Raw genomic sequence first — 23,359 nt, 5'->3', positions numbered from 1 at the left:
CCCTGGCCGCCTCAACCGGCCGGCGCACGCAGCCCCGGCCACTGCGACAGCAAGCCCGCCTACGTGACAACCAGCATGTTCCGGCGCAGCCATCACTCGATCAGTGGCCACTCCGGAAAGGACTCCCTACGCTTTCCTGCGGGATGTGGTGAGCCCTTCGTATGGTTGACCCGCCGCGGTGAGTTCTCGGTGGGACCGAGCAGCGCGTATCCGGCGATGGAGACGACGACGTCGACACGGCCGACAGCGAACGCTTCGCCCCCCCAGTTGGCGTAAGGCGCTGGGGGCGGTGACATCGAGCCGGGTGCGGTGAACACGTGGGGAGCTCCTGCTCCAGCAAGCCGGCGGTCTTGTCCGTGGAGCGGTTGGTCATGGCCCGGGGGCGGGCCCGCGGCCGGCGAACTGTGCTCCGGCCGCGGGCAGGAGGGCCCGCACGCGGCCGGGACCGCCACCGGAGAAGCGGTCGACCACGCATATGGTGAGGTGGGGCGCATAGGTGACGATCAGGCTGCTGACCAGCAGGAGGTCGTGCAGGTCCCCTTCTCCTGCGGCCTGCGGCCTGCGGCCTGCGGCCTGCGGCCTGCGGCCTGCGGCCTGCGGCCTGCGGCCTGCGGCCTGCGGCCTGCGGCCTGCGGCCTGCGGCCTGCGGCCTGCGGCCTGCGGCCTGCGGCCTGCGGCCTGCGGCCTGCGGCCTGCGGCCTGCGGCCTGCGGCCTGCGGCCTGCGGCCTGCGGCCTGCGGCCTGCGGCCTGCGGCCTGCGGCCTGCGGCCTGCGGCCTGCGGCCTGCGGCCTGCGGCCTGCGGCCTGCGGCCTGCGGCCTGCGGCCTGCGGCCTGCGGCCTGCGGCCTGCGGCCTGCGGCCTGCGGCCTGCGGCCGTGGTCGCCCAGCCCGGCGGAACGTGCAGGTGCGGACCCCGTCCAGACATCGTCACCGCTACCCGCCGCCCACACCTGTCGCACGCGTGCCCTGAGTCGTTGTCCTCGGCGGTGCGAACGAGCGACTCGACGCCCTTTCACCCGGCTGACTCAGAAGGGTCCGTCGGCAGGCGAGCGGCGGACGCTCTGAGATGCGGGCCGGTCGCCCATGGACGGATGACGATGGGGCTTCATGCACGGACCGGACTCGGAGACGAGAGGCGCAGCATCTCATCCTCGGAGAGCCGTAGCGCGCCTGCCGCCACGTTCTGGGCGAGGTGGTCCAGATCGCCCGTCCCGGGGATCGCGAGTACGTGTGGCCCTTGCTGAAGGGTCCAGGCCAACCGGACCTGTGCGGCGGACACACCGTGCGTGCGGGCGACCGCCGTCACCGCCTCACTGTCACCGGCCGCCGGGCCCGCCTCCCGCCCGCGACCGGCGATCGCGAAGAACGGGACGAAGGCGAGGCCGAGTTCACCGCAGCGCCGTAGGAGTGCTCCGTCCTCGCTCGACGCGCCGATCCCGTAAGGGTTCTGCACGCAGACGACCGGGGCGATGGCCCGGGCCTCGGCCAGGTGGTCGGAGGTGGCGTTGGAGATTCCGAGGTGGCGGATCAGCCCGGCTTCGCGCAGCTCGGCCAACACGCCGAAGTGCTCGCCGATCGAGCCGCTCCGGTTCTTGGGCGGCACGCGTAGGTTGACCACGTCCAGGTGATCGCGGCCGAGTTGACGAAGGTTCTCCTCGACCTGGCCGCGCAACTGCTTCGGCGTTGCCCACCACCACGCGCCCGAGGAATCACGCCCGGGCCAGACCTTGGTGGTGATGACGAGATCCTCCGGGTAGGGCGCCAGCGCCCGGTTGATCAGCTCGTTGGCGGAGCGTGTCGCGGAGAAGTAGAACGCGGCGGTGTCGATGTGATTCACACCGAGCTCGACCGCGCGCCGGAGCACGCCGATCGAGGTCTCGCGGTCACGTGGCACGCCGCTGTCGAAGGGCGAGGTACCCGTCAGGCGCATCGCGCCGAACCCGACTCGATTGACGGTCAGGTCACCGAGTTGCCAGGTTTCTGGGGCTGCCGCGTTGGGCTGTGGGTTCATGGCTGGGTCTCCTCCTGCGGTGGGGAACGGCAGACTGATGGGTGGGCGCGGCACATCCAGGCCCGCCGGGCGGGAGAGCGCCTCGAAGTGGGCGGGCCCACCAGCGCCGGGGCAGGCGGCCCCGGGCATAAAAAAAGCCTCCCCGGCGGATCGGAATCCGGATGGGAAGGCTCGCGTGATGATCAGTATGTTAGCAGGTCTGATGGGATCTGGTCGGACCGGGCGCTGCGGCGTGCTGCCCGGGCAGGCGGGTGGGTGCTCCAACCTGTTGCCGGACGCCGGACGCCGGACGCCGGACGCCGGACGCCGGACGCCGGACGCCGGATCCTGCGCCATGCCCGGCCATGGCCGGGCTGATGTCTGGCATCGACGCGCTCGGCGAGCAGGGAGAACTGTGGATGAGGCGGCTCCCGAATGACGAGCTGCCACCGGCAGCGGTTCTCGGGCGGGGCCCGCGGCCGGTCTTCTGGCCTGCGGGGTCCGGGCCTTGACGCGTGACGGTGCCGGTTCCCGCACCGTGTGGGAACCGGCACCGCATGCGTCGTCTGCTACGGGTTGACGCAGCCGATCGAGCCGACCGGGAAGTCGTTGCCGGTCGATGTCGCGGTGAACCCGAAGGTGACGCTGCCGTCAGGCGGGATGGTCCGGTTGTAGTCGACGTTCCTGACTGTCAGCGCGCCATCGGACCCAGTGGTCAGCGCGCCGTTCCACACGCTGCTGATCTTGGCGCCCGCGCCGGGCGTCCACTTCACGGCCCAGCCGTCGAGCGCCGCCGTGCCGTGGTTCATGACCTCGACGGAACCCTGGAAGCCGCCGCCCCAGGAACTGGTGACGCTGTAGACAGCCATGCACCCGGTGTGCGGATCGGTCGGAGTCGGGTCCGGTGTGGGGGTCGGGTCCGGGGTCGGAGTGCTGCCCGAGCCGCGGATGCCGGTCACCTCACCGTTGCCGCCGTCGAAGACGATGTCGGAGCAGGAGAAGAAGTTCTCCTGGCTGTCCGAGCGCACCCACTGGATGAACATCACCGCGTCACCCGAGCGCCCCGAGGGCAGGGCCGTGTCCCAGTAGTAGTGACCGCCGTCCGTGCCCGGCGAGCCCGTCTGCGAAGGGTTGGTGACGGTGTCGATCAACTCCAGGTCGTCCCAGCCCAGTTCGGTGCTGGGTGAGTAGCCGGGCTTGGACAGGTACACCCGGAAGGAGCCCGGGTGCGCGGCCCAGTTGCTGTGCTTGATCTGGATCGTGTTCCCGGACGTCAGGTGTGTCCGGGGCCAGTCGGAGCGCGCGGCGTTGTATCCGGTGAAGTTGTACGGCGACCGGTCGCCGGCGCTGCACAGCTTCCCGTCCGGGACGTAACCCTGCCCTCGCCCACCCGCGTTGGAGTCGAGCACGGCGAACCAGTTGTACAGCGCTGTCGCGCCGCTCTCGTTGAGCGCGGCCTTGCACGCCGGGTTGGTCGGGTCCAGGGCGCCGGTGCTGGTCTTGGCGTCCAGCCAGCAGAGGTAGGTACGCGATCCCGGCGTCATCGTCACGCCGTGCGCCTGGGCGTTGCCCTGGCCCAGTAACGTCAAGGCGATTCCGGCGAGCAGAGTCGCCAGCACCGTCACCAGGGAGGCGAGTTTTTTCCTGCGTCGAGTCATGGTGTCTCCTGTGCCTGTGTGGGGATTATCTTTCGGTTGGGTGGGGGTGTGAGTCGTGGCAGTGGTGCGACCGCAGTCATCGGACGCGTCAAGGGCGGGCACGGCGAGCCGGGTGGACGAGACGGATCTGGCAAGGGGGGGCAGGTCGAGTCCGGCGGGCTTGACCGGGGCCTCTCGTTCGGATCAGGTCGGACCTCGCGAGTCCGGCATGATCCGAACGAGAGGCCCCGGCGCCGGGTCGTCTGTGGATCGGACCGGGCCATGCCAATGCCGTCGGGGTCGAGCCCCGGCCGCAGGGTCCACGCGCGGATGCCGGTGCGTGGGAGCGAAGGGCCGACGCACGTTCCGGTGCGCCTGATCCGAGGCCGGGGGCTGAGGGGCGGGGCAACCGTCAGGCGTTGAACGAGGGCCGAACCCGTCTGTAGCGTGAGCGCCGTACTGCCGCTGCGCAGACTGCGGGCGGTAGTTCGGGCCGTGCGGTGACGCTCGCATGCGGGACCTCTCCGGGAGGGACGACCGGATGGGCGATCAGTGAACCGGGCGTGCACGCCGACCTGGTGGGAGCGCTCCCATGCACTGCTCAGTAAAGGACTGTAGAAGTGTCAGCGTGTCCCTGACAAGCCATCGGTACGGAATGCGTCGCACGGATTCAGAAGGGACAGGTCAGAGGCGGTGAAGTAGACAACAGCGACCAGAAGTCGCGCCGTTGGTGCGGGAGCGCTCCCGCGGCCCCCGGCGTATTCCGGGGACTGCGCCCGGCAGGCCCGGATCCCTGCCGCGTCCTGGCGGCGCCGCTCGGCCCCCGCCGGAAGCCGGCTGGTCGGTACAGCGGTTGCCGAGGCGTGTGAAGACGCCTCAGGTCGACTCGCGCACCACCAACTGCGTCCGCAGGATCACATGGCGCCAGGCCACCTGCGGCTGGTCCATCTCCTCCAACAGCAGCCGCACCATCGTCCGGCCGATCTCCTCCATCGGCTGGCGGACGGTCGTCAGCGGCGGCTCGGTCTGTTCGGCCAGCTCGAAGTCGTCGAAGCCGATCACCGCCACGTCCTCCGGTACCCGGCGCCCCGCCGTGTGCAGGGCGGCCAGCGCCCCCGCGGCCATGCTGTCCGACGCGGCGAAGACTCCGTCGACCTCCGGGTGCCGCTTGATGAGCCCGGCCATCGCCCGCCGCCCACTGGCCTCGGTGTAGTCCCCCTGTACGACCAGGGACGGCACGTTGTCGAGCCCGGCATCGCTCAGGGCTTCCCTGTAGCCGCGCAGTCTGCACTGGGCGGCGTACATCTCGGACGGTCCCGTGATCGCGGCGATGGCCCTGCGTCCGCCGCGCGCCAGATGGGCGACCGCGGCCCGCGCGCCGCCGACGTTGTCCGCGTCCACGTACGTCACCCGCTCCTCGTCGGAGCGCCTGCCGAGCAGCACCGTGGGCAGTCCGGCGTCGGCGAGCATGTCGGGCAACCGGTCCTCGGCCCGCAGGGACATGAGCAGAGCGCCGTCGATCCGGCCGCCGCGCACGTACTTCACGAGGCGCTGCCGCTCGGCGTCCGTGCGGACGAGCGTAAGCAGCAGTTGCACGTCCACCTCGGTCAGGGCATCCCCGACCGCCCGCACGACTTCCGAGAAGAACGGCTCCCCGAAGAGCCGCCAGTCCGTCTTCGTCATCACCAGCGCGACGGCGTCCGCGCGCCGCCCGGCGAGCGAGCGTGCGGCCAGGTTGGGAACGTAGTCCAGCTCGTCGATGGCGCGCTGCACGGCACGGCGTGTGGACGCCTTGACGCCCGACGCGTTGTTGATCACTCGGGAGACCGTGCCTCGCCCCACGCCGGCAAGCGCGGCCACTTCCTCCAGCGTCGGTGTGCTGGAACTTCGCTTCAGCATGCTCCCACCCCCAAGAGGTCCGATCTTACGGCCGTACGGGTGCTCGGCCTGGAAGATGTCGAAGAAGGGCGAGCCCCGCGCATCGATGAGGGGAGCGACGGGTGCTCGCGGTGAAGCGCCGCTGGTGACGTGATCACCGGTGCGGCCGCGGCTGAGCTTTTCCGGGTCAAGTCGTGGGCCGCGTAGGCGGGATGTGACTCATCCACGTCATCGGCTGTTCGGCCGGCCATCACGTGATGGCGTTTTCGCCATGAACGCAACAACGGCATCGAATCCTGTCCAACAGCTTGACGGCGCGTCTGGCGCCCCCCGAAATTGGGAGCGCTCCCAATCGCGTTGCGTCCTCTCGGGCCCAACGTCATGGAGTGTCCGGGACCGTGGGAAGACCTCACGACGATGAGTGGTCGACCCGACCCGGGGCGAGGCTGTTTCTCCACCTGTCGGCGGACAGGCGGTTCCACGGCTGACCCTCTTCGGGAGCGCTCCCATTGCGTCGTTTCCACTTCGTACGAGGAGGACTGCTTTGAAACGCCTTTTGGCTCTACTGGCGACCTGCGCGACGATCCTGGGCCTGACGGCCCTGTTCAGCCCCCAGGCAGTTGCTGCCACCGGATGCAAGGTCGACTACACGGTCACCAGCCAGTGGCAGGGCGGCTTCCAGGCCGGTGTGAAGATCACCAATCTGGGCGCACCCATATCCGGTTGGACGCTCGCCATCGCCATGCCGGACGCGGGGCAGAAGCTCGTCCAGGGGTGGAACGCCACCTGGTCGCAGTCCGGTTCCACGGTCACCGCCAGCGGAATCGACTGGAACCGCACGCTGAACACCGGTGCGGCGGTCGACGTGGGATTGGTGGGGTCCTTCACGGGCGCCAACCCGAAGCCGACGGCGTTCACGCTCAACGGCGTCGCCTGTACGGGATCCGTCGATGAGACCCCGACGACGCCCAACCCGGGCGACGGCACCCCCGTGGGCATCAACGGCCAGGTCCACGTCTGCGGCGTGCACCTGTGCAATCAGTACAACCGCCCCGTACAGCTTCGGGGGATGAGCACGCACGGCATCCAGTGGTTCAGTCAGTGCTACAACGCAGCGTCCATGGACGCGCTGGCGAAGGACTGGAAGGCGGACCTGCTGCGCGTCGCCATGTACGTGCAGGAGGACGGCTACGAGACCGACCCGGCAGGATTCACCAGCCGCGTGAACAGCCTCGTCGACATGGCCGAAGCGCGTGGCATGTACGCGATGATCGACTTCCACACGCTGACGCCGGGCGACCCGAACTACAACCTTGCGCGCGCGAAGACGTTCTTCGCGTCCGTCGCGGCCCGCAATGCCGACAAGAAGAACGTGATCTACGAGATCGCCAACGAGCCCAACGGAGTGAGCTGGGCGGCGATCAAGAGCTATGCCGAGCAGGTCATTCCCGTGATCAGGGCCGCCGACCCGGACGCTGTCGTCATCGTCGGCACCCGCGGCTGGTCCTCACTGGGAGTTTCGGACGGCTCCAGTGAGAGCGAGGTCATCAACAATCCCGTCAATGCCTCGAACATCATGTACACGTTCCACTTCTACGCCGCGAGCCACAAGGACTCCTATCGCGCCGCGCTGAGCCGTGCCTCCTCTCAACTGCCGCTCTTCGTCACTGAGTTCGGTACGGTGAGTGCCACCGGCGGGGGCGCGTTGGACCGGGCGAGCACGACGACCTGGCTGGACCTGCTCGATCAGCTGAAGATCGGCTACGCGAACTGGACCTACTCAGACGCTCCCGAGAGCAGCGCGGCGCTCAATCCAGGCACCTGCGACGGCAGCGACTACAGCAGCAGTGGCGTGCTGACCGAATCGGGGACGCTGCTCAAGAGCCGGATCAGCACCTCCGACAACTTCCCCACCAGCTGACCTGTGACGGGGCTCCGGCCTTGCCGGAGCCCCGTCCGACAGGGGAGGGTCCCGTGCCTCGTCTTGCGAGGCTGATCACCGAGGGCCGCGTGGGTCCGACTCGTGCGCGTCCGAGTGGGCTCCGCGGCGCCCGATCTCGCCGGCGTCGGCACCCCGGCTCTCGGCAGCGGCGTGCGGGGGAGCGCACCAGCCTCACCGCTCGCGCCGGACAGCGGGCGACCTCGACTGCGGGAGGACCGCATGGGCGCGGCCGCAGTTACGCCCAGACAGTCCGCGACACGTCGGCGCCGTACCCGGCGACGGTCCCTGTCGCTGCCGTCAACGAGCCGCCGCGGCCGTCACATTCGACGATGGCCCCTCATCGTGGGGACGACTCGTCAGCGAGCCGGTTGTTGCGGTCGATCTCCGGCATGTGTGACTCCGCCCAGGCCCGCAGGGCGGAGAGGGGGGTTTCGAGGGACAGGCCGAGCTCGGTGAGCCGGTAGTGGACGGCCGGCGGCACGGTGGGCTCCACGCGGCGCGCGGCCAGACCGTCGCTCACCAGGCTCTGCAGTGTGGTGGACAGCATCTTCTGCGAGATGCCCGGGATACGGCGTCGCAGCTCCGCGAAGCGGACCTCGCCCGGAGCCGCCCCGGCCAGCACTTTGACTGCCATCGACGTCCATTTGGTGCCGATGCGGTCGAGCAGTTGGCGGGTCGGGCAGAGCGGATCCAGCAGGTCACCGCGTTCACCGGGCCGCTGGTCACGTCCGCCGGGAAGCGACATGGTCACCCGGGGCTCACCACCTGAAGGAAAAGTGCTGTCTTGGGCGGATCAGGCTAGTTCCCTAACGTGACGTTGTCACCATTGTTCACCACCAAGGGAGCCCTTCCATGCCCGAGCTGCGGCGCATTGCCGTCAACGGTGTCGAACTGAACGTCGCCCTGGCCGGATCGGGTCCGGCGGTCCTGCTGCTCCATGGCTTCCCGCATACCTGGGAGCTGTGGACGGACGTCATGGCCGATCTGGCCGTCCGCCATCGCGTCATCGCACCGGACCTGCGCGGGTTCGGAGCAAGCAGCCGGGCCGCGTCCGGGTACGACGCGGCCACCCTGGCCGAGGATGCGGCCGCGCTTCTTCTCGAACTGGGCGTGGCCTCGGCCGCGGTGGTGGCCATCGACGCGGGCACGGCGCCGGCCTTCCTCCTCGCCCTGCGCCGTCCTCGTCTCGTCCGGCGCCTGGTCGTGATGGAGTCCCTGCTGGGCAGGCTGCCCGGCGCCGAGGACTTCCTGGCCGACGGGCCACCGTGGTGGTTCGGCTTCCACGCCGCCGCGCCCGACCTCGCCGAGACCGTGCTGGAGGGCCACGAGGCCGCTTACGTCGACTGGTTTCTGCGCACCGGCACACTCGGCGACGGGGTGCTCCCCGCCGTGCGGGACGCCTTCGTCCGCGCATACACCGGCCGCCAGGCGTTGCGCTGCGCGTTCTCGTACTATCGGGCCCTGCCCCAGAGCGCGGCACAGATCGAGCAGGCGGTCGGCACCGCCCGCCTGACAGTGCCGACGATGGCGCTGGGAGCCCAGCCTGTCGGTGCGGCGCTGGAACGCCAACTACGCCCGTTCACCGACGATCTGACCGGACACGTCATCGAGGACTGCGGGCACATCATCCCGCTGCACCGGCCACGCGCCCTGCTCTCGCTGCTGCGGCCGTTCCTTGCGGATGGGGGCACGGGCGGCACGCTCGGGGAAGGTGGAGTCGATGCCGACAGGGGGTAGCGCGCGGGTGAGGCCGACGATTCGGGGAAAGCGGAGGCGTAGAGCAGGGGCAGTAACGATCGTTCTCGCCCCCGTGCGGATCGGCAGCGGTACTTCCGCACCCTCGACGGCAACGTGGTCGACACCAGCGACGACATGTGCGGCGAACTGATCTTCACCGTGTTCGCCGCCATCGCCGGCCTCCAACGTCAGCAGATCGTCAAAGGCGCCCGCGAAGGCCTCGACGCTGCCCGCGCCCGGGGCCGCGTCGGCGACCGTCCTCGCGCCCTGACCTCCGAACGGATCGCCGACGCCCGCATCCTGCTCGGCGCCGGACAAACCCGAGCCGCCGTCGCCGCCAAGCGGCGCGTCTCCCGATGGACGCTCAGCCGAGCCCTCGGCCCCGCGTCCCGCTGATGGCCGCCCACCGGGGCCGACGCCTGACCGCAGCGGACAGCTCCGGCCCCATGCGCGGATCGCAGAAGAGGACGGTCCAGTCGTTGCCTCAGTGTCCGTCGCGGACCACCGCTAACCCGCCGACCCGGGTCGTGATGCCCGTCGGCCCGCGTCGGGCCGACGCAAGCACGCCGGCCGGTCGACCGAGGGCGTCGCCCTGCTCCACCTCGATCGCGACCGCCTGCGCCCCGGTCGTGTCGAGCAGGTGGGCGGCCAGGCAGCCGGTGCTGTTGGCGTTGGCGACGTCCTCGTGGACACCGATCGCCGGCGCGAACATCCGCGCCGCACCCGGCCGGTCGCCCACCGGCGGTACGTACACGAAGCAGCCGAGGAGCCCGTACCGCAGGCACGCCGCCGTCAGCCTGCCGGGGTGTGGGCAGACTCGGAGCAGCGCCGACCGGTCGCGGACCGGTACCAGCATGCGTGGTGCGCCGGGTGCGCCGGGTGCGCCGGGTGCGGCGATGCGTGGCGCGTCGGTCGGATGCGGATCGTCCGCGGTGAGCCCGAGCGCGGCGACGACCGCGGCACGCTCGTCCGGGGCGGGGTGACGCAGCGCGACGAGGCCCTGGTCGAACCACACCTCGATGCCGGCGGGGCGGCGGATCGCGACGGTGTCGAACGTGCGCCCGCCGGTGTGTTGGCGGTCGTTCAGCTCGCCCAGCGCGGTGCGGGCCAACCGGACGGCCTGCGCGGCGACGGTGCCGTGGCCGCAGCCGGACAGTTCGGCGGTGGCGGTGAAGAACCGGACCGGCCGGCCACCGTCCGGCGTCCGCCCCGGGCCGAGAAACGCCGCGTGCGAGGTGCCGGCCGCGGCAGCGACCGCACGCCGGTCCGCGTTTGTTGCCGCCGGATCGTCGTCGGCGACGGCCGTGGGGCTACCGCCCCGGCCGTCGCGCCGCACGCACGCATCAACCACTGTGACACCCGGCCAGGACATGGGCTCACCTTCGACGCTCAACGAAACGGCCACCGCGGACGGCGTCCGCTCATGGCCGGACGTGGCCGCAACGGCCGACCGAACGCGTCCCGGGGCGTACCGGCCTGCCTCAACCGGTGCCGTCCTGCACCGGATAGTGGATGACGACCGCACCGCCGGTGGCGTAGTTGGCGACATCGGCCGCCACCCGCCGGCCATGCGGCGACGCCCGCGCCGCGGTCATGGCCGCGGCGTCGGCGAAGTCGCCTTCGAAGACCGCGAAATACGACGCCTCTCCCATGGTCGCCGTCACGTCGAAGCTGTAGCGCCACGCAAGCAGGCCCGGCCAACTCATGACCAACGGAAGGTGGTTGGTTACGTAGTAGTCGCGGAAGTGCTCAGGATCGGCGGGCTCGGAATACAGGACCACCAACTTGTGCACGACGTCCTCCGTCCGGATCAGGGCCGGCGGGCTTGGAACGCAGCACCACCAACTCATGCATATCGATCTCGCGTTCCCGCGTGTCGGGTTCGTTTCGAAATCAGAAACGCCGGGTGGATGCTAGCGTTTCGAATAACGAAACGCAAGGAGGATCATGCCGACACCGCGCCCAGGAACACCGGTTCGTGGATCGACAACCGGCCGTCCTCTCATGGCCGCGATGGACCTGTTCGGCCGTAGGTGGGCGCTGCGCATTCTCTGGGAGCTGCGTGGGGGCCCGCTCGGCGCCCGCGCGCTGCTGGCGCGGTGCGAAGGGCTGTCATCCAGCGTCCTCTATCAGCGGCTTCGCGAGCTCACATCGAGCGGGATCATCGCCCCCTCGGCCGATGGCTACGAGCTCACTCGGCTGGGGACAGCACTCGGTCATGCCCTCCGTCCGCTCGACGAATGGGCGATCACCTGGGCGCAGGAGCAAGAACACAACGATCAGGAGCCCACGGAGACGTGAAGACCACGCCCGACCAGGTGAAGCGGATGGTCTGACGGACGCCGACTCGGGAAACGGGCTCACGCGGCCCGTGAAGAGTCGCCGTGGTGCGCGGAAGCCATTTCGATCTGCTCAAACTGCCCTGCGAACCCTGCGAACCCGCGCCGAAGCCGTCCACTACCGAAAGCGCCCGGGCCGATATGGATCAGATCTGCGGGTCCGCTCTTCGGCGGAACGTGTGCGGTGGGTCTGCACACGGCACGAAGCACTCGGGCGACGGCCTCATGACCTTCGTCCGAGTCAGAACGGCCAGGGATCGGCCCGGCGGCGCAGCATGGGCAGGGCCAGGGCGACATCGTCGGATTCGGCCTTTCGGGTCAGGAAGTCCATGGTGGCCGTGAAGTCGTCGAGAAAGGCGCGGAACGGTCTCAGGGGACGGTCGAGGGAGCGGAAGAAGTCGTCCCAGTGGATGGGGACGACGCGGCGGGCGCCGGTATCCGTGACCAGCCGGTGCCAGTACTCGTTCCGGAACGTCTCGTCCTGCTTGCCGAGCGCGCCGATCCCCAGGTACACGGTGTCGGCGACGTGGCCGTCGAGGGCGCCGGGGAGGCTGTGCGCGCTGGCGTGGACGAGGAGTTGGCGCTCGCCGTGCCGGACGTGGAGGGTGTAGCACTCTCCGGTCCGGTAGTCCGTGACACGGGCCGGAGGCCGCAGGGGCCGGTCGATCCGGCCGGGGGCGATGTCGCCGGGGCTGTGCCGGGCGGGCAGAGCGGTGAGCGTGAAACGTCCGAACGTGCACGGCTCACCGGTGACGGCCGGTTGGAATCGGTCCTCGGCAAACCCCTGACCGCGGGCGATGTTGCGGGTGGACGCGGAGCCGATGAGCCGGGCGCCCGTCGCGGCGGCGACCACGGGGGAGTCCAGGGCGTGGTCGTAGTGCGAGTGGACGACGAACACGGCGTCGAGGTGGTCGATACCGGCCCCCTGCAGGCCGGCGGCGATGCGGGCGCGATCCGGTCGCAGACGGCCGAACCGCACGCGCAGGAGGCCGGGTCGGCTGAAGAATCCGTCGGTGAGGATCGCGGTCTCACCGTCGTCGAGCAGCAGCGTGGACACCCCGAGGAACACGGCGCGTGCAGCTCCTGGCAGAGGCGGAGCCGGGGGCTCGTACAGGTGTGTCCACGGGGCGAGGCTGGGCGCCCGCAAGCCCCGCAGCACGTCGGCCACGCGCGGCCTGTGGCGATCAGTGCCGGTGTTCATGCCTCGCCCTCCTCGTTCAAGTGGCCGGTCAACGCCGCCGGATGGCAGGACGTCAGTATCCGCCCTCGGTGGTGGCCCGCTCGATGGCCGCCGCATGCCGTCGTCCTCCCGTTCCTCTCCTGACCGGTTCACCTCGGCGGGAACGGTGCCTCTCGGCTGCCAGGCAGCCCAAGGCCGTCCGCGAACCCGGCAGCGCGTATGGGGCGGGCCGCCCCTCATGGACACCTTGCGGCACTGTGGGCGATGGTGGGGCAGGGCATCGGAGAGACCCCCGGCTACGACACGGACGGGTAGGGGTTCTCGGCGAGAGCCCTGGCGAGGTGCGCCGCGTTGACGGCCAGGGTGTGCGTCGTGGCGGCGACCGCCTCGGGGGTCCCGTCCAGGTCCTGGTAGTCGGTACCGTGCTGCGCCTCGCCGACCCAGTAGGACACAGCTCCGGGCGCCAGGGTGAACCCCAGGTCGTTGAGGCCCTGGAAGAGATCGGCGCTGACCTTGTGCGCACCGTCCTCGTTGCCGACCACGGCGGCGAGCCCCACCTTGCCGTAGGTCAGCTGCCTGCCCTCGTCATCGGTTTCGGAGATGTCGGCGTTCAGACGCTCCAGCACGCGCTGGCACACGCTGGAGGGATGGCCCAGCCAGATGGGAGTGGACACCAGCACGATGTCCGCGGCCAGCACCTTCCGGCGCAGCTCGGGCCATGCGTCTCCCTCGCCCATGTCCTGCGCGACCCCCGGCCGTACGTCATGGTCGACCACGCGCACGGTCTCGCCCTGCACGCCGAGGCCGGCGAGTTCAGCCATGATCTGGTCCGCCAGCAAGTGGCTGCTGGAACGCTTCGGGGACGGAGACAAGGTGCAGACGAGAGCAAGAGCACGTGCCATGTCGATGAACTCCTTCGGATGCCGCACACGGGACGGTCGCCCCGCCTGAACGTGAGGGGCGGGTGGGGCGTGCGACGCGTCGCACGCCGTCCGCCGAAGTGGCCGAGCAGAGCCTGGCCGCCCTTCACGTGGTGCCGTATACCCGGTGCGGTGCCCGGCAGGCTGAGCATCCCCCGAATGCCCGCCAGCGGGGCAGATGAGAGAACCCGCGGTCGCGTCACCAGCGTCTTTGCATGCGCGGGCGGACATGGGGCAGGAGGCCGGGGGCCGTCGCTCGAGTGGCGGCGGACCACAGGCGCACCGAGTCTGGGAAAGGTGGGCACGCGCCTGGCGAGACGGACAACGACCTGTTCCCGTTCGTACCCACGTGGAGGCTCCGGATGACGACTGCTGCCGCACCACCCATCGACCTCGGGAAGCTGTGGACCCTGCCGGGGGTGTACGCGCCCCAGGCCGACACCTACCTGCTGGCACAGGCGCTCCAGGCCGAGGAGATCACGGCTGACACGGACGTCCTGGACGTCTGCACGGGAAGCGGTGCGCTAGCTGTGCTGGCCGCGAGGATGGGGGCCCGGGTGGCGGCCACCGACATCTCCCGGCGGGCGGTACTCACTGCACGGATGAACGCCGCACGCGCCGGACAACGGGTCCGGGTCCTGCACGGCGATCTCACCGGCCCGGTCGCCCGGCACCGCTTCGACGTGGTGGTGAGCAATCCGCCGTACGTTCCCGCTCCCCACGCCCGCCGCAGCCACCGGTCCGCGGTGGCCTGGGACGCAGGGGAGGGCGGACGGCAGGCCGTCGACAGGATCTGCGCCCATGCCCGCCATGTGCTACGTCCGCAGGGCGTGCTGCTCATGGTGCACTCCGGGCTGTGCGGCATCGAGGAATCGCTGACACGGCTCACCGCCACCGGTCTGCGCTGCTCGGTGAGGGAACGCTCCCACGTACCGTTCGGGCCCGTCCTCACCCAGCGGTTGCCATGGCTGCGTGCCCGCGGTCTGATCGGCGCCGACGAGGACACGGAAGAACTGGTGGTCATTCGTGCCGAACGAATCTGACCGCGCCAGGCGCATGAGCGTCGACCGCAACGGTCCGACGCTGATCGAGGGACCGGTGGAGATCGTCCAGGAGGACGGTACGGTCGCCACCTCGGACCGGTTCGTCGTCGCCGTGTGCACCTGTCGACGCAGCCGCATCTACCCGTGGTGCGACACCAGCCACCGCCGCCACTCACGACCGCCCGAAACCGGCTTCCGTGAGAGCGGCGACCCGTCGCACGGGAGCGGTCCGGACGGCGATCGGGGCTGACCCCGGGCGGTGCGGGCCCGCTCCCGGTCGCGATGCCGGCCGGCGTATGGCGGCAGGACCTGCCGACAGCGGATTCTGAGAACAGCCGGGCCCGGGCGGCACGCTCTCCTCGGGCCTGCTCGGGCTGCTGGACTACTGGCCCACCCGTCCGTCGACACACTCGCGCAAGAGGTCGGCGTGCCCGCAGTGACGGGCGTACTCGTCGATCCGGTGCACCATCAGCTCCCGAACGGCGATGCCGTCCTTCCCCAGGCGCGCGCCCAGATCGGGGTGCTCGGCCAGCGCGGCGTCCAACTCGTCCTGTTCGCGGGCCAGATCGGTGTACGCCGCGTCGACCAGAGTCTGATCGGCGACAGCTCCGTCGAAGTCCGCGTCGCTCCCGCCGTACAGCTTCGGCAGGGGATCCCCGTCGCTGATCCAGTTCCGCCAGTCCCGCTCCACCTCGGCCAGGTGCCTCAGCAGCCCGAGCAGTGACATCGTCGACGGCGGAACCGACCGACGGGCCAACTGCTCCGGGTTCAGCCCCTCGCACTTCATCCGCAGCGTCAGGCGGTAGTCCCGCAGGAAGTCCTGCAGGGTCGCAAGCTCGCCGTCCGGGCCGGCCCCTCCTCCGTTGCTGTTGCGGGGGTCGTCGTCAGGGTCCGTCCACATGTCGGGGTAGACGGTGGCCCGGGTCCATCGTGCGGGTTGCTCGCTCATGCGCGTCATGGTCGTTCGTGCGGCCCCGCCCCGCCACTGCTTTTCTGCCGCAGGCGGGGAGCCGGCACAACGACCGGCGCCGAGCGGGGAGTAGACAGTGTCTACCCCGCGGTGTTAGACACTGTCCATGGAACTCGAAAGCTCCCTCCGGGAGCGGCTGATCGATGTCGGCGTGGACCTCGTCACAACGGAGGGGACCGCGTCGCTCGGACTGCGCGAGATCGCTCGCCGTGCGGGTGTCTCCCATGGGGCGCCCCGCCGCTACTTCCCGACCCACCACGCCCTGCTCTCCGCGATCGCGCGACGGGGCTTCGCGGAGCTCGGCTCCCGCATCGAGGCGACGGCGAACGAAGAGGCATCACCGCGGGACCGGTTGCAGGCGCTCGCGCGCACGTATCTGCGCTATGCCTCGGAGCACCGCGGCATGTTCGAGCTGATGTTCCGCCATGACCTGCTGGACAGTCAGGCGGCCCCCTCCGACGTGCCCCCGCTGCGCGACTCGACCCTCCCGCTGTTCGCGCACCTCGTCGAGCTGGTGGCGTGTCACGCGGCGGAGCGCAGGGCGGTCGGGAGCCTCGAGACGCCGGCCGTCACGGCCGCGGCCCTGTGGGCCAACCTGCACGGCACCGCCCAGCTGTGGGCGTGGGGCAGTCTGCAACTCGTCCTGGAGGCTGCTTCCCCGGCTGTGTCCGGTGACGACCCGGCCGAACCGCTCGACCGACTCGTCATGGCGGTGCTCGACGCCCATCTCGGTCCGGAGGGGGCGTGACCGGGGCCGTACGGCCGCGCATCGCGCTCCTGGCCGCAGTCGCCGGCGCGATGATCGTCGCACTGGACGGCACCGTGCTGCTCGTGGCGCAACCCGACCTGCAGCGTGACCTGCGGGCGAGCGTGACGCAGGTTCAGTGGACCAGCACGGGATACCTGCTTGCCGTGGCCGCGTTCCTCGTCATCGCAGGGCGCCTGGGGGACAGGTACGGGCACCAGCGCCTCCTGTGCGTGGGAGTGCTCGGCTTCGGGGCGGCGTCGGCGGGCATCGCCGTCGCGCCGGGTGTCGGCTGGGTGATCACCCTGCGCATCGCCCAGGGCTTGTTCGGCGCACTCCTGCAACCGGCCACGCTCGCACTGCTCAGACTCGTGTTCCCGCCCGACCGGCTCGGTGCGGCGGTCGCCCTTCGTACCAGCGCGATCGGGGTGGCGGCGGGCAGCGGACCGTTGTTGGGCGGCTTCCTCGTCCAGCAACTGGGCTGGCGCGCCGTGTTCCTGATAAACGTTCCCGTCGCCCTCACCATCGCCGCGCTCACTCGTGCGGCGCGGGTTCCGGCGCCGCCACGGACCGGAAGCGGGAGGATCGACCTCATCACCGCGGCCCTCTTCGCGGCGGAGCTCGCAGCCCTGGTCCACACGCTGGCCGGCGTACCGGAACGGGGGTGGACCGCCTCGCGGACGCTCCTCGGACTTCTTCTCGTAGTGGCTCTCGCAGTGGTCCTGGTCGTGCGTGAACGTCGTGCCGCACAGCCCTTCGTGCCGCCTGCCGTGGCGCGGTCGGTGCCGGTGGTCGCCTCGATGGCCATCCTGCTGGTCACCTCCGGTGGGATGTTCGGTGCGCTGTTCGTGACCACGTTCGTCCTGCAGAACGACCTCGGGCTGGACCCGCTTGCCGGCGGCGTGCGCGTTCTCCCGCTGACCGTGCTCATGGTCCTCGGGGCGCCCGTCGCCCATGCGGGGCTCCGCCGGTACGGTGCCCGTCGCGCCGCGACAGCCGGTCAGGTCCTCGTGGTCCTGGCTATCGTGAGCCTGTCCCGGCTGGGCCCCACCAGCCCCTGGCCGACGTGGAGCGCGACGTTCGCCGCGCTCGGTGCCGGTTTCGCCGTCGTGATGGTCACCGCCACCGGAACCGTCGTCGGTGACGCGCCACCTGGATACGCGGGAGCCGTCGGCGGGCTCAAGCAGACCGCCATGAACGTCGGCCCGACACTCGGCATCGCCGTCGCCGCCGGCATGACGCCGCTGGGGTCGTCCACCGCTCCGCCCCTGGGCGCGGGGCCGGCCGTGTCCGGTCCGGCCATGGATACCGCCCTGCTGGTCCTGGCCGCTCTCGCCGCTCTCGGCCTGCTGCCCGCGTGGCTCCTGCCGTCGCGACATGCTGGTGACACGGGACGACGGCACGGCAGGACACAGGACCCGGCGCACCGGGGGCGAAGGGCCTCGCCGTCGGAGAGGAGAGACGAAGACGGGCGCAACCTCGGTGCAGGCCAACAGAACTGATGGTCCAACAGCAAGTCCAGGTGTTGCGGGACGCGGCCCTCAGGGTCGCTGCATGACGCCGGCCGACTCGTACGTGGCCCGCGGCGCCCAGATGGGAACGCGGCGAGCAGGCGAGCGCACTCGACGACCCACGAGCCCAGCTTCCGGAGGGTGGCACCCGCAGCGGGCGGAGAACGGCTGGGGCGGGACGAGCAGCCGAACGATCGCACCGGCAGCGCGCGCCGACTTTCCGGACGGCGGGTGGGCACGTCAGAGGCGCACGGTCATGCTCACCCTCACGTCGTCACCCGCCGCGAGGTCCTGCGGCTCGCGTACTGCGGTCTTGAGCGGCAGCAGATAGCCGCCGTTCCTGGGGAAGAGCGACGTGGTGAACGCGATCTCCCCGACGCGGGCCTCGACCGGGACCGCGCCCCAGCCGTACGTGGCCATCGCGGCCACCTCGTGGATGTCGGCGGCCTGTTCCTCGGGAACCGCGGCGAAGTAGAACGGTGAGGGCCCGCGCCATTCGATGACGCGGCCGGTGAACTCGACGTGCATGGATCGATCCGTTCGTCGGGGCGGTCCGGGCCCGGGCAGCGTACAGCGGGTGCGTCGACCGGCCCGTGCGCGGCGGCTATCCGGCCCGGGCCCCAGGCGAAGTCGCGCGCTTCGATGTCCGCGCGCGAGGACTCGTCGTCGAATCCACTGGGGCGGTGTGGTGAGGGCGGCGGACGTACTTCCCCGCATTCACTCGGCGGGGCGATCCGACGTCTCTCGCACTGGAGTCCGAGGCCGGGCCGGGAAATCATCGGTGGGCGGCCGGTCGGGAAAAACGCTTGGACTCGGCCGGTGCCGGGGCGGGACACTGGAAGCCCTCGCCCGACCCCTGCTCGTACTCACCCCGACGCACCGCCGCGCTGCCGTGTGTCGCCGGACCACCCCGGCGAGGGCTTTCCACCCCAAGACCGAAACTCCGCGCGGCCGGTGAGGCACGCGCCTCTCCCCGTCGCAGCACGTGGCGGCCGGCCGCACGACCACACAGGGTTGATATGGGATCGCCTGAATCGCACGAACCCCCGGGCAGGGGCTCCGTGCTCCTCGCACTTCGTTACTACGGACGGGAGTTGACCCGCCGAAAACGGCTGACGTTGCCTGCGATGCTGCTGCCCGCACTGGGCAACATCGGCATCAACTACGTCGCGCCGCTGGTCGTCGCGAAGCTCGTCGGCCGTATCGCCGGAGACAACGACACGTCGATCGGCTCGATGCTTCCCTACGTCCTCGGCTTCGCCGGCGTGCTGTTGCTCGCCGAGACGTTCTGGCGCATCGGACTGCACTTCCTGAACCGCCTCGACGCCCTGGGCATCGAGCACCTCTACGTGCAGGGCATGGACGAGCTGTACGCGAAGGACGCCTCGTTCTTCCACGACAACTTCGCCGGGTCGCTCACCAAGAGGGTCCTCAGCTTCGCCTCTCGCTTCGAGGAGTTCGTCGACACACTGACGTTCTCCGTCGTGGGCAGCTTCGTACCGCTGATCTTCGGATCGGTGGTGCTGTGGCGCTACGAACCACTGCTCGTCGTCGCCCTGTTGACGATGATCCTGATCACGGCACTGTGCGTGGCCCCCCTCATCCGTCGCCGCCAGGCCCTCGTCGGGGAGCGCGAGGAGGCCATCGCCAGGGTGTCCGGCCACGTCGCCGACAGCCTGATGAACATGGACACGGTCCGGGCGTTCGCCGCCGAGCAGCGGGAGGCCGCCGAGCACCGCTCGCGCGTCGCGGAGTCGCGGCGGCTCACATTGCGCTCCTGGGACTACGGCAACCTCCGCATCGACACACTGGTCGCGCCCTTGTCCGTGCTGACCAATGCCCTGGGGCTGCTGCTCGCGGTGGCTCTCGGCGGGGGCGGGAACGGCGTGGAGGCGGTCGTCGTCGCCTTCATGTACTACTCCAACGCGACCCGGATCATGTTCGAGTTCAACCAGATCTACCGGCGGCTGGAGAGCTCGATGACGGAGGCCGCGCAGTTCACCGAACTGCTGCTGACGCCGCCCGCCCTGCGCGATCCGGAGTCGCCGGAGCCGCTGCTCTCCCGGGACGCCGATGTCCGCTTCGAGCAGGTGACGTTCGCCCACACGGGGGCGCCACCGCTCTTCGAGTCACTCGACCTGTCCGTGCACAGTGGGGCGAAGATCGGCCTGGTCGGCCGGTCCGGGGGCGGCAAGACCACGCTCAGCCGGCTGCTGCTGCGGATGTCGGACATCGACGGCGGGCGGATTCTGATCGGCGGTCAGGACATCAGCAGACTGCGCCAGGCCGACGTGCGCGGCATGATCGCGTACGTACCGCAGGACCCGGCGATGTTCCACCGCACGCTGCGGGACAACATCGCGTTCGCCCGGCCCGACGCCTCCGACGCCGAGATCCGTCGCGCGGCCAAGGCCGCTCACGTGACGGAGTTCGCCGACGCACTCCCTGAAGGCTTCGACACGATGGTGGGGGAGCGGGGTGTGAAACTGTCCGGCGGGCAGCGCCAGCGTGTCGCCCTCGCCAGGGCGATCCTGCGTGACGCCCCGATCCTGCTGCTCGACGAGGCGACCAGCGCTCTGGACTCGGAGAGCGAGATCCTCGTCCAGGAGGCGCTGTGGCGGCTCATGGACGGGCGGACGGCGCTCGTGGTGGCACACCGGCTGAGTACGGTCGCCACCATGGACCGGCTCGTGGTCCTGGACCGCGGCCGGATCATCGAGCAGGGTACGCACCACGAACTGCTCGCCTCGGACGGGGCCTACGCGAAGCTGTGGCAGCACCAGTCCGGTGGCTTCCTCGACGATCCGGCCCAGCCGCAGGCCGACCTCATCTGATCTGGGCGGGCACGGCCGGGACCGGGCCGCGCCCGCTCACAGCCACCCCGAGCGCTGCGCCTGCAAGGCCATCTGGAAGCGGTTCGCGGCGCCCAGCCGCGCCATCAGGATCGACAGGCGGCGGAACAGCGTCCGCCGGCTGATGCCCATCTCGCGGGCGATCACGTCGTCGCTCGCGCCCCCGGCGAGGAGCCACAGGAGCCGGCGGTCGCCGGGTGGCAGACCGCCCGGCCGGGTGGCGGCACCGTGGAACGGCAGGGCGTTCTGCCAGGACTGCTCGAACAGGGCCACGAGCGCCGAGAGCAGACCGCACGGCTGCACGACCAGCATCGTGTTGTGCACGTCCGCCTCTATGATCGACAACGAAACGAGCGCGTACGCGTCGTCGATGATCACGAGTTTGACCGGTACCGAGGGCAGTACCCTGGCCTGCTCGCCGGCCTTGACGCAGGGTTCGATGACGTCCCTCAGGTGACCCGGATGCTCCAGTGACTCCCGCGAGTACACGACGCGCTGCGTCACCCCTCGGGCGAGGGTGGCCAGCGCGTCGTCCGTCGCCCCGGGCAGCGGGAAGTACGGGGGCGACTCGAACTGCCGGATCTGGCTGCGGGCACTCGCCCAGGCCTGACGGATCCTGGGGCCGACGGCGTCACCGGTCACGACCTCGACGAGATGGTCGTTGTACGCGGCGAGCCGCTGCCGCCGGAACGACTCGAACGCACCCCCGACCGCGATGCGTGACTCCTCGACCTCGGCCGCCCGGTGCCGGGCCAGGATCTCCAGCCCCGCGGCGGGCGGGACCGGGGCCACGACCTCGTCGCCCTCCTCGGCGGCACTGGCCAGACCGGCGTCCACGAGGGCCGCGTACGCCGTGGCGAGCTCCGAACGGTCGAGGCCGGCCGCTGATCCGATCGCGTCCAGCGGGGCGGGGGCCAGCTCCAGCAGCGCCAGATAGACCTCGCCCGCCGTCCGGTCGATGCCCAGAAGCCGAAGGGCTTCCCCGAGTCTCACGTTCGTCATACCCGTCATTATCGACGGCCCTACCCCTTGCTTTGGCCGATCTGTGCCAATGGCGGTCCTGGGCGCCGCGCGCCCGTCCTGCGGGATACCGTCCGAAATCTGCCGGCGGCCGGCGGCGGCGAGGGCGCGCGTCCGGAGGTCTCCCTCCGGCTCCCGCCACCAAGGAACCCTCCCGAAGTACCCCAAGAAGGAGCATGACGTGGCGAAAGGCCGAAAGAACGGTCTCTACTCAGGGATCTCCGAGGAACTGTCCGCCCTGATGCGGACCGGGTGGGCCGACACCGAGCAGCATGATCTGCCGCCCGACGAGCAGGCGCCGTACGCGGCCCGCCGCCGCGACGCGCTCTCCGCGCGCTTCCCCGGCGAACGCCTCGTGATCCCCTCAGGCAACCTCAAGGTCCGGTCGAACGACGACACCTATCCCTTCCGTCCGTACTCCGGGTACGTACACATGACGGGCGACCGGGCCCGGGACGGCGCACTCGTCCTCGAACCGCGCCCGGACGGCGGTCACGACGCCTACTGCTTCCAGCTGCCCCGGGACAGCAGGGACAACGACGAGTTCTGGACCGGTCCGACGGCGGAGCTCTGGATGGGCCGGCGCCCTTCCCTCGCCGAGTCGGAACGCGTGCTCGGACTGCCCTGCCGCGACGTCCGCACGGCAGCCGTGGACCTGGCGGCCGCAGCCGGCGTGCCGACCCGGATCGTGCGCGGTGTCGACCCGTCCCTGGAGGCCGCCGTCAGCACCGACGAGGAGCGCGACAGCGACCTCGAAGAAGCGCTCGGCGACCTCCGCCTCGTCAAGGACGACTGGGAGATCGGCGAACTCCGCAAGGCGGTCGACTCCACCGTGCGCGGGTTCACCGACGCGGTCGGCGAGCTCTCCGGAGCGGTCGCGTCGTCCGAGCGCTGGATCGAGGGCACGTTCCTGCGGCGCGCGCGTCTGGAGGGCAACTCCGTGGGCTACGGCACCATCTGCGCCGCGGGCGACCACGCCACGATCATGCACTGGACGGACAACGACGGCCCGGTGCGCCCCGGCGAACTCCTCCTGTTCGATGCCGGCGTGGAGACGCACACCCTCTACACCGCCGACGTCACCCGCACGCTGCCGATCAGCGGTACGTTCACTCCCGTGCAGCGCAAGGTCTACGACGCCGTGTACGAGGCCCAGGAGGCCGGCATGGCCGCCGTGAAGCCGGGCGCCGCGTACCGCGACTTCCACGAGGCGGCGCAACGCCACCTCGCCGTCAGGCTCGTCGAGTGGGGCTTCATCGAGGGCCCGGCCGACCGTGCGTACGAACTCGGTCTGCAGCGCCGCTTCACCATGGCGGGGACCGGCCACATGCTCGGTCTGGACGTCCATGACTGTGCGCTGGCACGGCATGAGGAGTACGTGGGCGGCACCCTGGAGCCGGGCATGGTGCTCACCGTCGAGCCCGGTCTGTACTTCCAGCCCGACGACCTCACCGTCCCCGAGGAGTGGCGCGGCATCGGTGTCCGGATCGAGGACGACCTGCTCGTGACCGACGACGGTCACGAGAACCTGTCGGCGGGCCTGCCGCGCTCGGGCGACGACGTCGAGGCGTGGATGGCCCGGTTCGCGGGCTGAG

General features: G+C 70.5%; 20 protein-coding genes and 1 pseudogene. 10 read left to right on the top strand and 11 right to left on the bottom strand.

From position 1 onward, the window contains the following. Positions 1–1,105: 1,105 nt before the first annotated feature. From OG538_RS01960 to OG538_RS01950, 3 genes are all read right to left on the bottom strand, one after another. Entirely contained in the window at positions 1,106–2,011 is a 906-nt protein-coding gene (locus OG538_RS01960) for an aldo/keto reductase (protein ID WP_406089478.1), read from the bottom strand. Between the two features lie 548 nt (positions 2,012–2,559). Continuing rightward, positions 2,560–3,648: a lytic polysaccharide monooxygenase gene (locus tag OG538_RS01955; RefSeq protein WP_406089476.1), complete on the bottom strand. Its 1,089-nt coding sequence runs from the start codon at positions 3,646–3,648 to the stop codon at positions 2,560–2,562. Positions 3,649–4,503: 855 nt separating this feature from the next. After that, a complete protein-coding gene (locus OG538_RS01950; RefSeq protein ID WP_406089475.1) occupies positions 4,504–5,526 on the bottom strand; it encodes a LacI family DNA-binding transcriptional regulator in 1,023 nt (340 codons plus the stop codon). 523 nt (positions 5,527–6,049) lie between these two features. On the opposite strand from OG538_RS01950, the gene OG538_RS01945 reads away from it, so the two are divergent. After that, a complete protein-coding gene (locus OG538_RS01945) occupies positions 6,050–7,426 on the top strand; it encodes a cellulase family glycosylhydrolase (protein WP_406089473.1) in 1,377 nt (458 codons plus the stop codon). Between the two features lie 358 nt (positions 7,427–7,784). Here the strand turns inward: OG538_RS01945 and OG538_RS01940 are convergent, their stop codons facing one another. Beyond that, the gene (locus tag OG538_RS01940) at positions 7,785–8,192 is read right to left on the bottom strand and encodes a winged helix-turn-helix transcriptional regulator (protein WP_406099952.1); all 408 of its coding nucleotides are present in this window, start codon (positions 8,190–8,192) and stop codon (positions 7,785–7,787) included. A gap of 107 nt (positions 8,193–8,299) precedes the next feature. Here OG538_RS01940 and OG538_RS01935 point away from each other — a divergent pair, with 107 nt between their 5' ends. Together OG538_RS01935 and OG538_RS01930 are read left to right on the top strand one after the other, a co-directional pair. Continuing rightward, on the top strand, positions 8,300–9,184 hold the full coding sequence (locus tag OG538_RS01935; RefSeq protein WP_406089471.1) for an alpha/beta fold hydrolase: 885 nt from the start codon (positions 8,300–8,302) through the stop codon (positions 9,182–9,184). A 93-nt stretch (positions 9,185–9,277) separates the two neighbouring features. Continuing rightward, positions 9,278–9,580 (top strand): annotated as a pseudogene (locus tag OG538_RS01930) (recombinase family protein); the annotation flags it as partial. Between the two features lie 88 nt (positions 9,581–9,668). On the opposite strand, the gene OG538_RS01925 reads toward OG538_RS01930, so the two are convergent. Both OG538_RS01925 and OG538_RS01920 read right to left on the bottom strand, forming a co-directional pair. After that, positions 9,669–10,556 (bottom strand): PhzF family phenazine biosynthesis protein, encoded by an 888-nt coding sequence (locus tag OG538_RS01925; protein WP_406089469.1) that lies wholly within the window; start codon positions 10,554–10,556, stop codon positions 9,669–9,671. 109 nt (positions 10,557–10,665) lie between these two features. Further along, positions 10,666–10,977: an EthD family reductase gene (locus OG538_RS01920; RefSeq protein WP_406089467.1), complete on the bottom strand. Its 312-nt coding sequence runs from the start codon at positions 10,975–10,977 to the stop codon at positions 10,666–10,668. A 211-nt stretch (positions 10,978–11,188) separates the two neighbouring features. Between OG538_RS01920 and OG538_RS01915 the strand changes: the two genes are divergently transcribed. Next, complete coding sequence (locus OG538_RS01915; RefSeq protein ID WP_406089465.1) at positions 11,189–11,485, top strand: winged helix-turn-helix transcriptional regulator; 297 nt, start codon at positions 11,189–11,191, stop codon at positions 11,483–11,485. A 279-nt stretch (positions 11,486–11,764) separates the two neighbouring features. On the opposite strand, the gene OG538_RS01910 is transcribed toward OG538_RS01915, so the two are convergent. After that, entirely contained in the window at positions 11,765–12,592 is an 828-nt protein-coding gene (locus OG538_RS01910) for an MBL fold metallo-hydrolase (RefSeq protein WP_406089463.1), read from the bottom strand. Between the two features lie 407 nt (positions 12,593–12,999). Then, a complete protein-coding gene (locus OG538_RS01905) occupies positions 13,000–13,605 on the bottom strand; it encodes a flavodoxin family protein (RefSeq protein WP_406089461.1) in 606 nt (201 codons plus the stop codon). 380 nt (positions 13,606–13,985) lie between these two features. Here OG538_RS01905 and OG538_RS01900 point away from each other — a divergent pair, with 380 nt between their 5' ends. Both OG538_RS01900 and OG538_RS01895 read left to right on the top strand, forming a co-directional pair. After that, positions 13,986–14,666: a HemK2/MTQ2 family protein methyltransferase gene (locus OG538_RS01900; protein ID WP_406089459.1), complete on the top strand. Its 681-nt coding sequence runs from the start codon at positions 13,986–13,988 to the stop codon at positions 14,664–14,666. Beyond that, a complete protein-coding gene (locus OG538_RS01895) occupies positions 14,650–14,916 on the top strand; it encodes a CDGSH iron-sulfur domain-containing protein (protein ID WP_406089458.1) in 267 nt (88 codons plus the stop codon). The genes OG538_RS01900 and OG538_RS01895 overlap by 17 nt, the downstream gene beginning before the upstream one ends. A gap of 132 nt (positions 14,917–15,048) precedes the next feature. On the opposite strand, the gene OG538_RS01890 is transcribed toward OG538_RS01895, so the two are convergent. Further along, positions 15,049–15,615, bottom strand: a complete 567-nt coding sequence (locus OG538_RS01890; RefSeq protein WP_406089456.1) for a DinB family protein — start codon at positions 15,613–15,615, stop codon at positions 15,049–15,051. Positions 15,616–15,742: 127 nt separating this feature from the next. Here OG538_RS01890 and OG538_RS01885 point away from each other — a divergent pair, with 127 nt between their 5' ends. Together OG538_RS01885 and OG538_RS01880 are read left to right on the top strand one after the other, a co-directional pair. Next, positions 15,743–16,384, top strand: a complete 642-nt coding sequence (locus OG538_RS01885) for a TetR/AcrR family transcriptional regulator (protein ID WP_406089454.1) — start codon at positions 15,743–15,745, stop codon at positions 16,382–16,384. 50 nt (positions 16,385–16,434) lie between these two features. Continuing rightward, on the top strand, positions 16,435–17,883 hold the full coding sequence (locus OG538_RS01880) for an MFS transporter (protein ID WP_406099951.1): 1,449 nt from the start codon (positions 16,435–16,437) through the stop codon (positions 17,881–17,883). Positions 17,884–18,132: 249 nt separating this feature from the next. Here OG538_RS01880 and OG538_RS01875 read toward each other — a convergent pair whose 3' ends face one another. Next, positions 18,133–18,420: a DUF1905 domain-containing protein gene (locus OG538_RS01875; protein ID WP_406089452.1), complete on the bottom strand. Its 288-nt coding sequence runs from the start codon at positions 18,418–18,420 to the stop codon at positions 18,133–18,135. A gap of 491 nt (positions 18,421–18,911) precedes the next feature. On the opposite strand from OG538_RS01875, the gene OG538_RS01870 reads away from it, so the two are divergent. Next, on the top strand, positions 18,912–20,726 hold the full coding sequence (locus OG538_RS01870; protein WP_406089450.1) for an ABC transporter ATP-binding protein: 1,815 nt from the start codon (positions 18,912–18,914) through the stop codon (positions 20,724–20,726). Between the two features lie 36 nt (positions 20,727–20,762). On the opposite strand, the gene OG538_RS01865 is transcribed toward OG538_RS01870, so the two are convergent. Continuing rightward, positions 20,763–21,746, bottom strand: a complete 984-nt coding sequence (locus tag OG538_RS01865) for a LuxR family transcriptional regulator (protein WP_406089448.1) — start codon at positions 21,744–21,746, stop codon at positions 20,763–20,765. A gap of 199 nt (positions 21,747–21,945) precedes the next feature. On the opposite strand from OG538_RS01865, the gene OG538_RS01860 reads away from it, so the two are divergent. Then, complete coding sequence (locus tag OG538_RS01860) at positions 21,946–23,358, top strand: aminopeptidase P family protein (protein ID WP_406089446.1); 1,413 nt, start codon at positions 21,946–21,948, stop codon at positions 23,356–23,358. Position 23,359 lies beyond the last annotated feature (1 nt).

The sequence above is a fragment of the Streptomyces sp. NBC_01013 genome (assembly GCF_045162765.1).
Taxonomy (GTDB): Bacteria; Actinomycetota; Actinomycetes; order Streptomycetales; family Streptomycetaceae; genus Streptomyces.
This window is presented reverse-complemented; position numbering and strand designations above follow the sequence as displayed.

What these genes read in the sequence shown, in the direction of transcription:
- OG538_RS01925 (WP_406089469.1), bottom strand. Translation starts at nt 10,556, where the DNA reads ATGTCCTGGCCGGGTGTCACAGTGGTTGATGCGTGCGTGCGGCGCGAC.
- OG538_RS01955 (WP_406089476.1), bottom strand. Translation starts at nt 3,648, where the DNA reads ATGACTCGACGCAGGAAAAAACTCGCCTCCCTGGTGACGGTGCTGGCG.
- OG538_RS01950 (WP_406089475.1), bottom strand. Translation starts at nt 5,526, where the DNA reads ATGCTGAAGCGAAGTTCCAGCACACCGACGCTGGAGGAAGTGGCCGCG.
- OG538_RS01900 (WP_406089459.1), top strand. Translation starts at nt 13,986, where the DNA reads ATGACGACTGCTGCCGCACCACCCATCGACCTCGGGAAGCTGTGGACC.
- OG538_RS01940 (WP_406099952.1), bottom strand. Translation starts at nt 8,192, where the DNA reads ATGTCGCTTCCCGGCGGACGTGACCAGCGGCCCGGTGAACGCGGTGAC.
- OG538_RS01905 (WP_406089461.1), bottom strand. Translation starts at nt 13,605, where the DNA reads ATGGCACGTGCTCTTGCTCTCGTCTGCACCTTGTCTCCGTCCCCGAAG.
- OG538_RS01890 (WP_406089456.1), bottom strand. Translation starts at nt 15,615, where the DNA reads ATGAGCGAGCAACCCGCACGATGGACCCGGGCCACCGTCTACCCCGAC.
- OG538_RS01875 (WP_406089452.1), bottom strand. Translation starts at nt 18,420, where the DNA reads ATGCACGTCGAGTTCACCGGCCGCGTCATCGAATGGCGCGGGCCCTCA.
- OG538_RS01915 (WP_406089465.1), top strand. Translation starts at nt 11,189, where the DNA reads ATGGCCGCGATGGACCTGTTCGGCCGTAGGTGGGCGCTGCGCATTCTC.
- OG538_RS01885 (WP_406089454.1), top strand. Translation starts at nt 15,743, where the DNA reads ATGGAACTCGAAAGCTCCCTCCGGGAGCGGCTGATCGATGTCGGCGTG.
- OG538_RS01870 (WP_406089450.1), top strand. Translation starts at nt 18,912, where the DNA reads ATGGGATCGCCTGAATCGCACGAACCCCCGGGCAGGGGCTCCGTGCTC.
- OG538_RS01865 (WP_406089448.1), bottom strand. Translation starts at nt 21,746, where the DNA reads ATGACGAACGTGAGACTCGGGGAAGCCCTTCGGCTTCTGGGCATCGAC.
- OG538_RS01935 (WP_406089471.1), top strand. Translation starts at nt 8,300, where the DNA reads ATGCCCGAGCTGCGGCGCATTGCCGTCAACGGTGTCGAACTGAACGTC.
- OG538_RS01880 (WP_406099951.1), top strand. Translation starts at nt 16,435, where the DNA reads ATGATCGTCGCACTGGACGGCACCGTGCTGCTCGTGGCGCAACCCGAC.
- OG538_RS01960 (WP_406089478.1), bottom strand. Translation starts at nt 2,011, where the DNA reads ATGAACCCACAGCCCAACGCGGCAGCCCCAGAAACCTGGCAACTCGGT.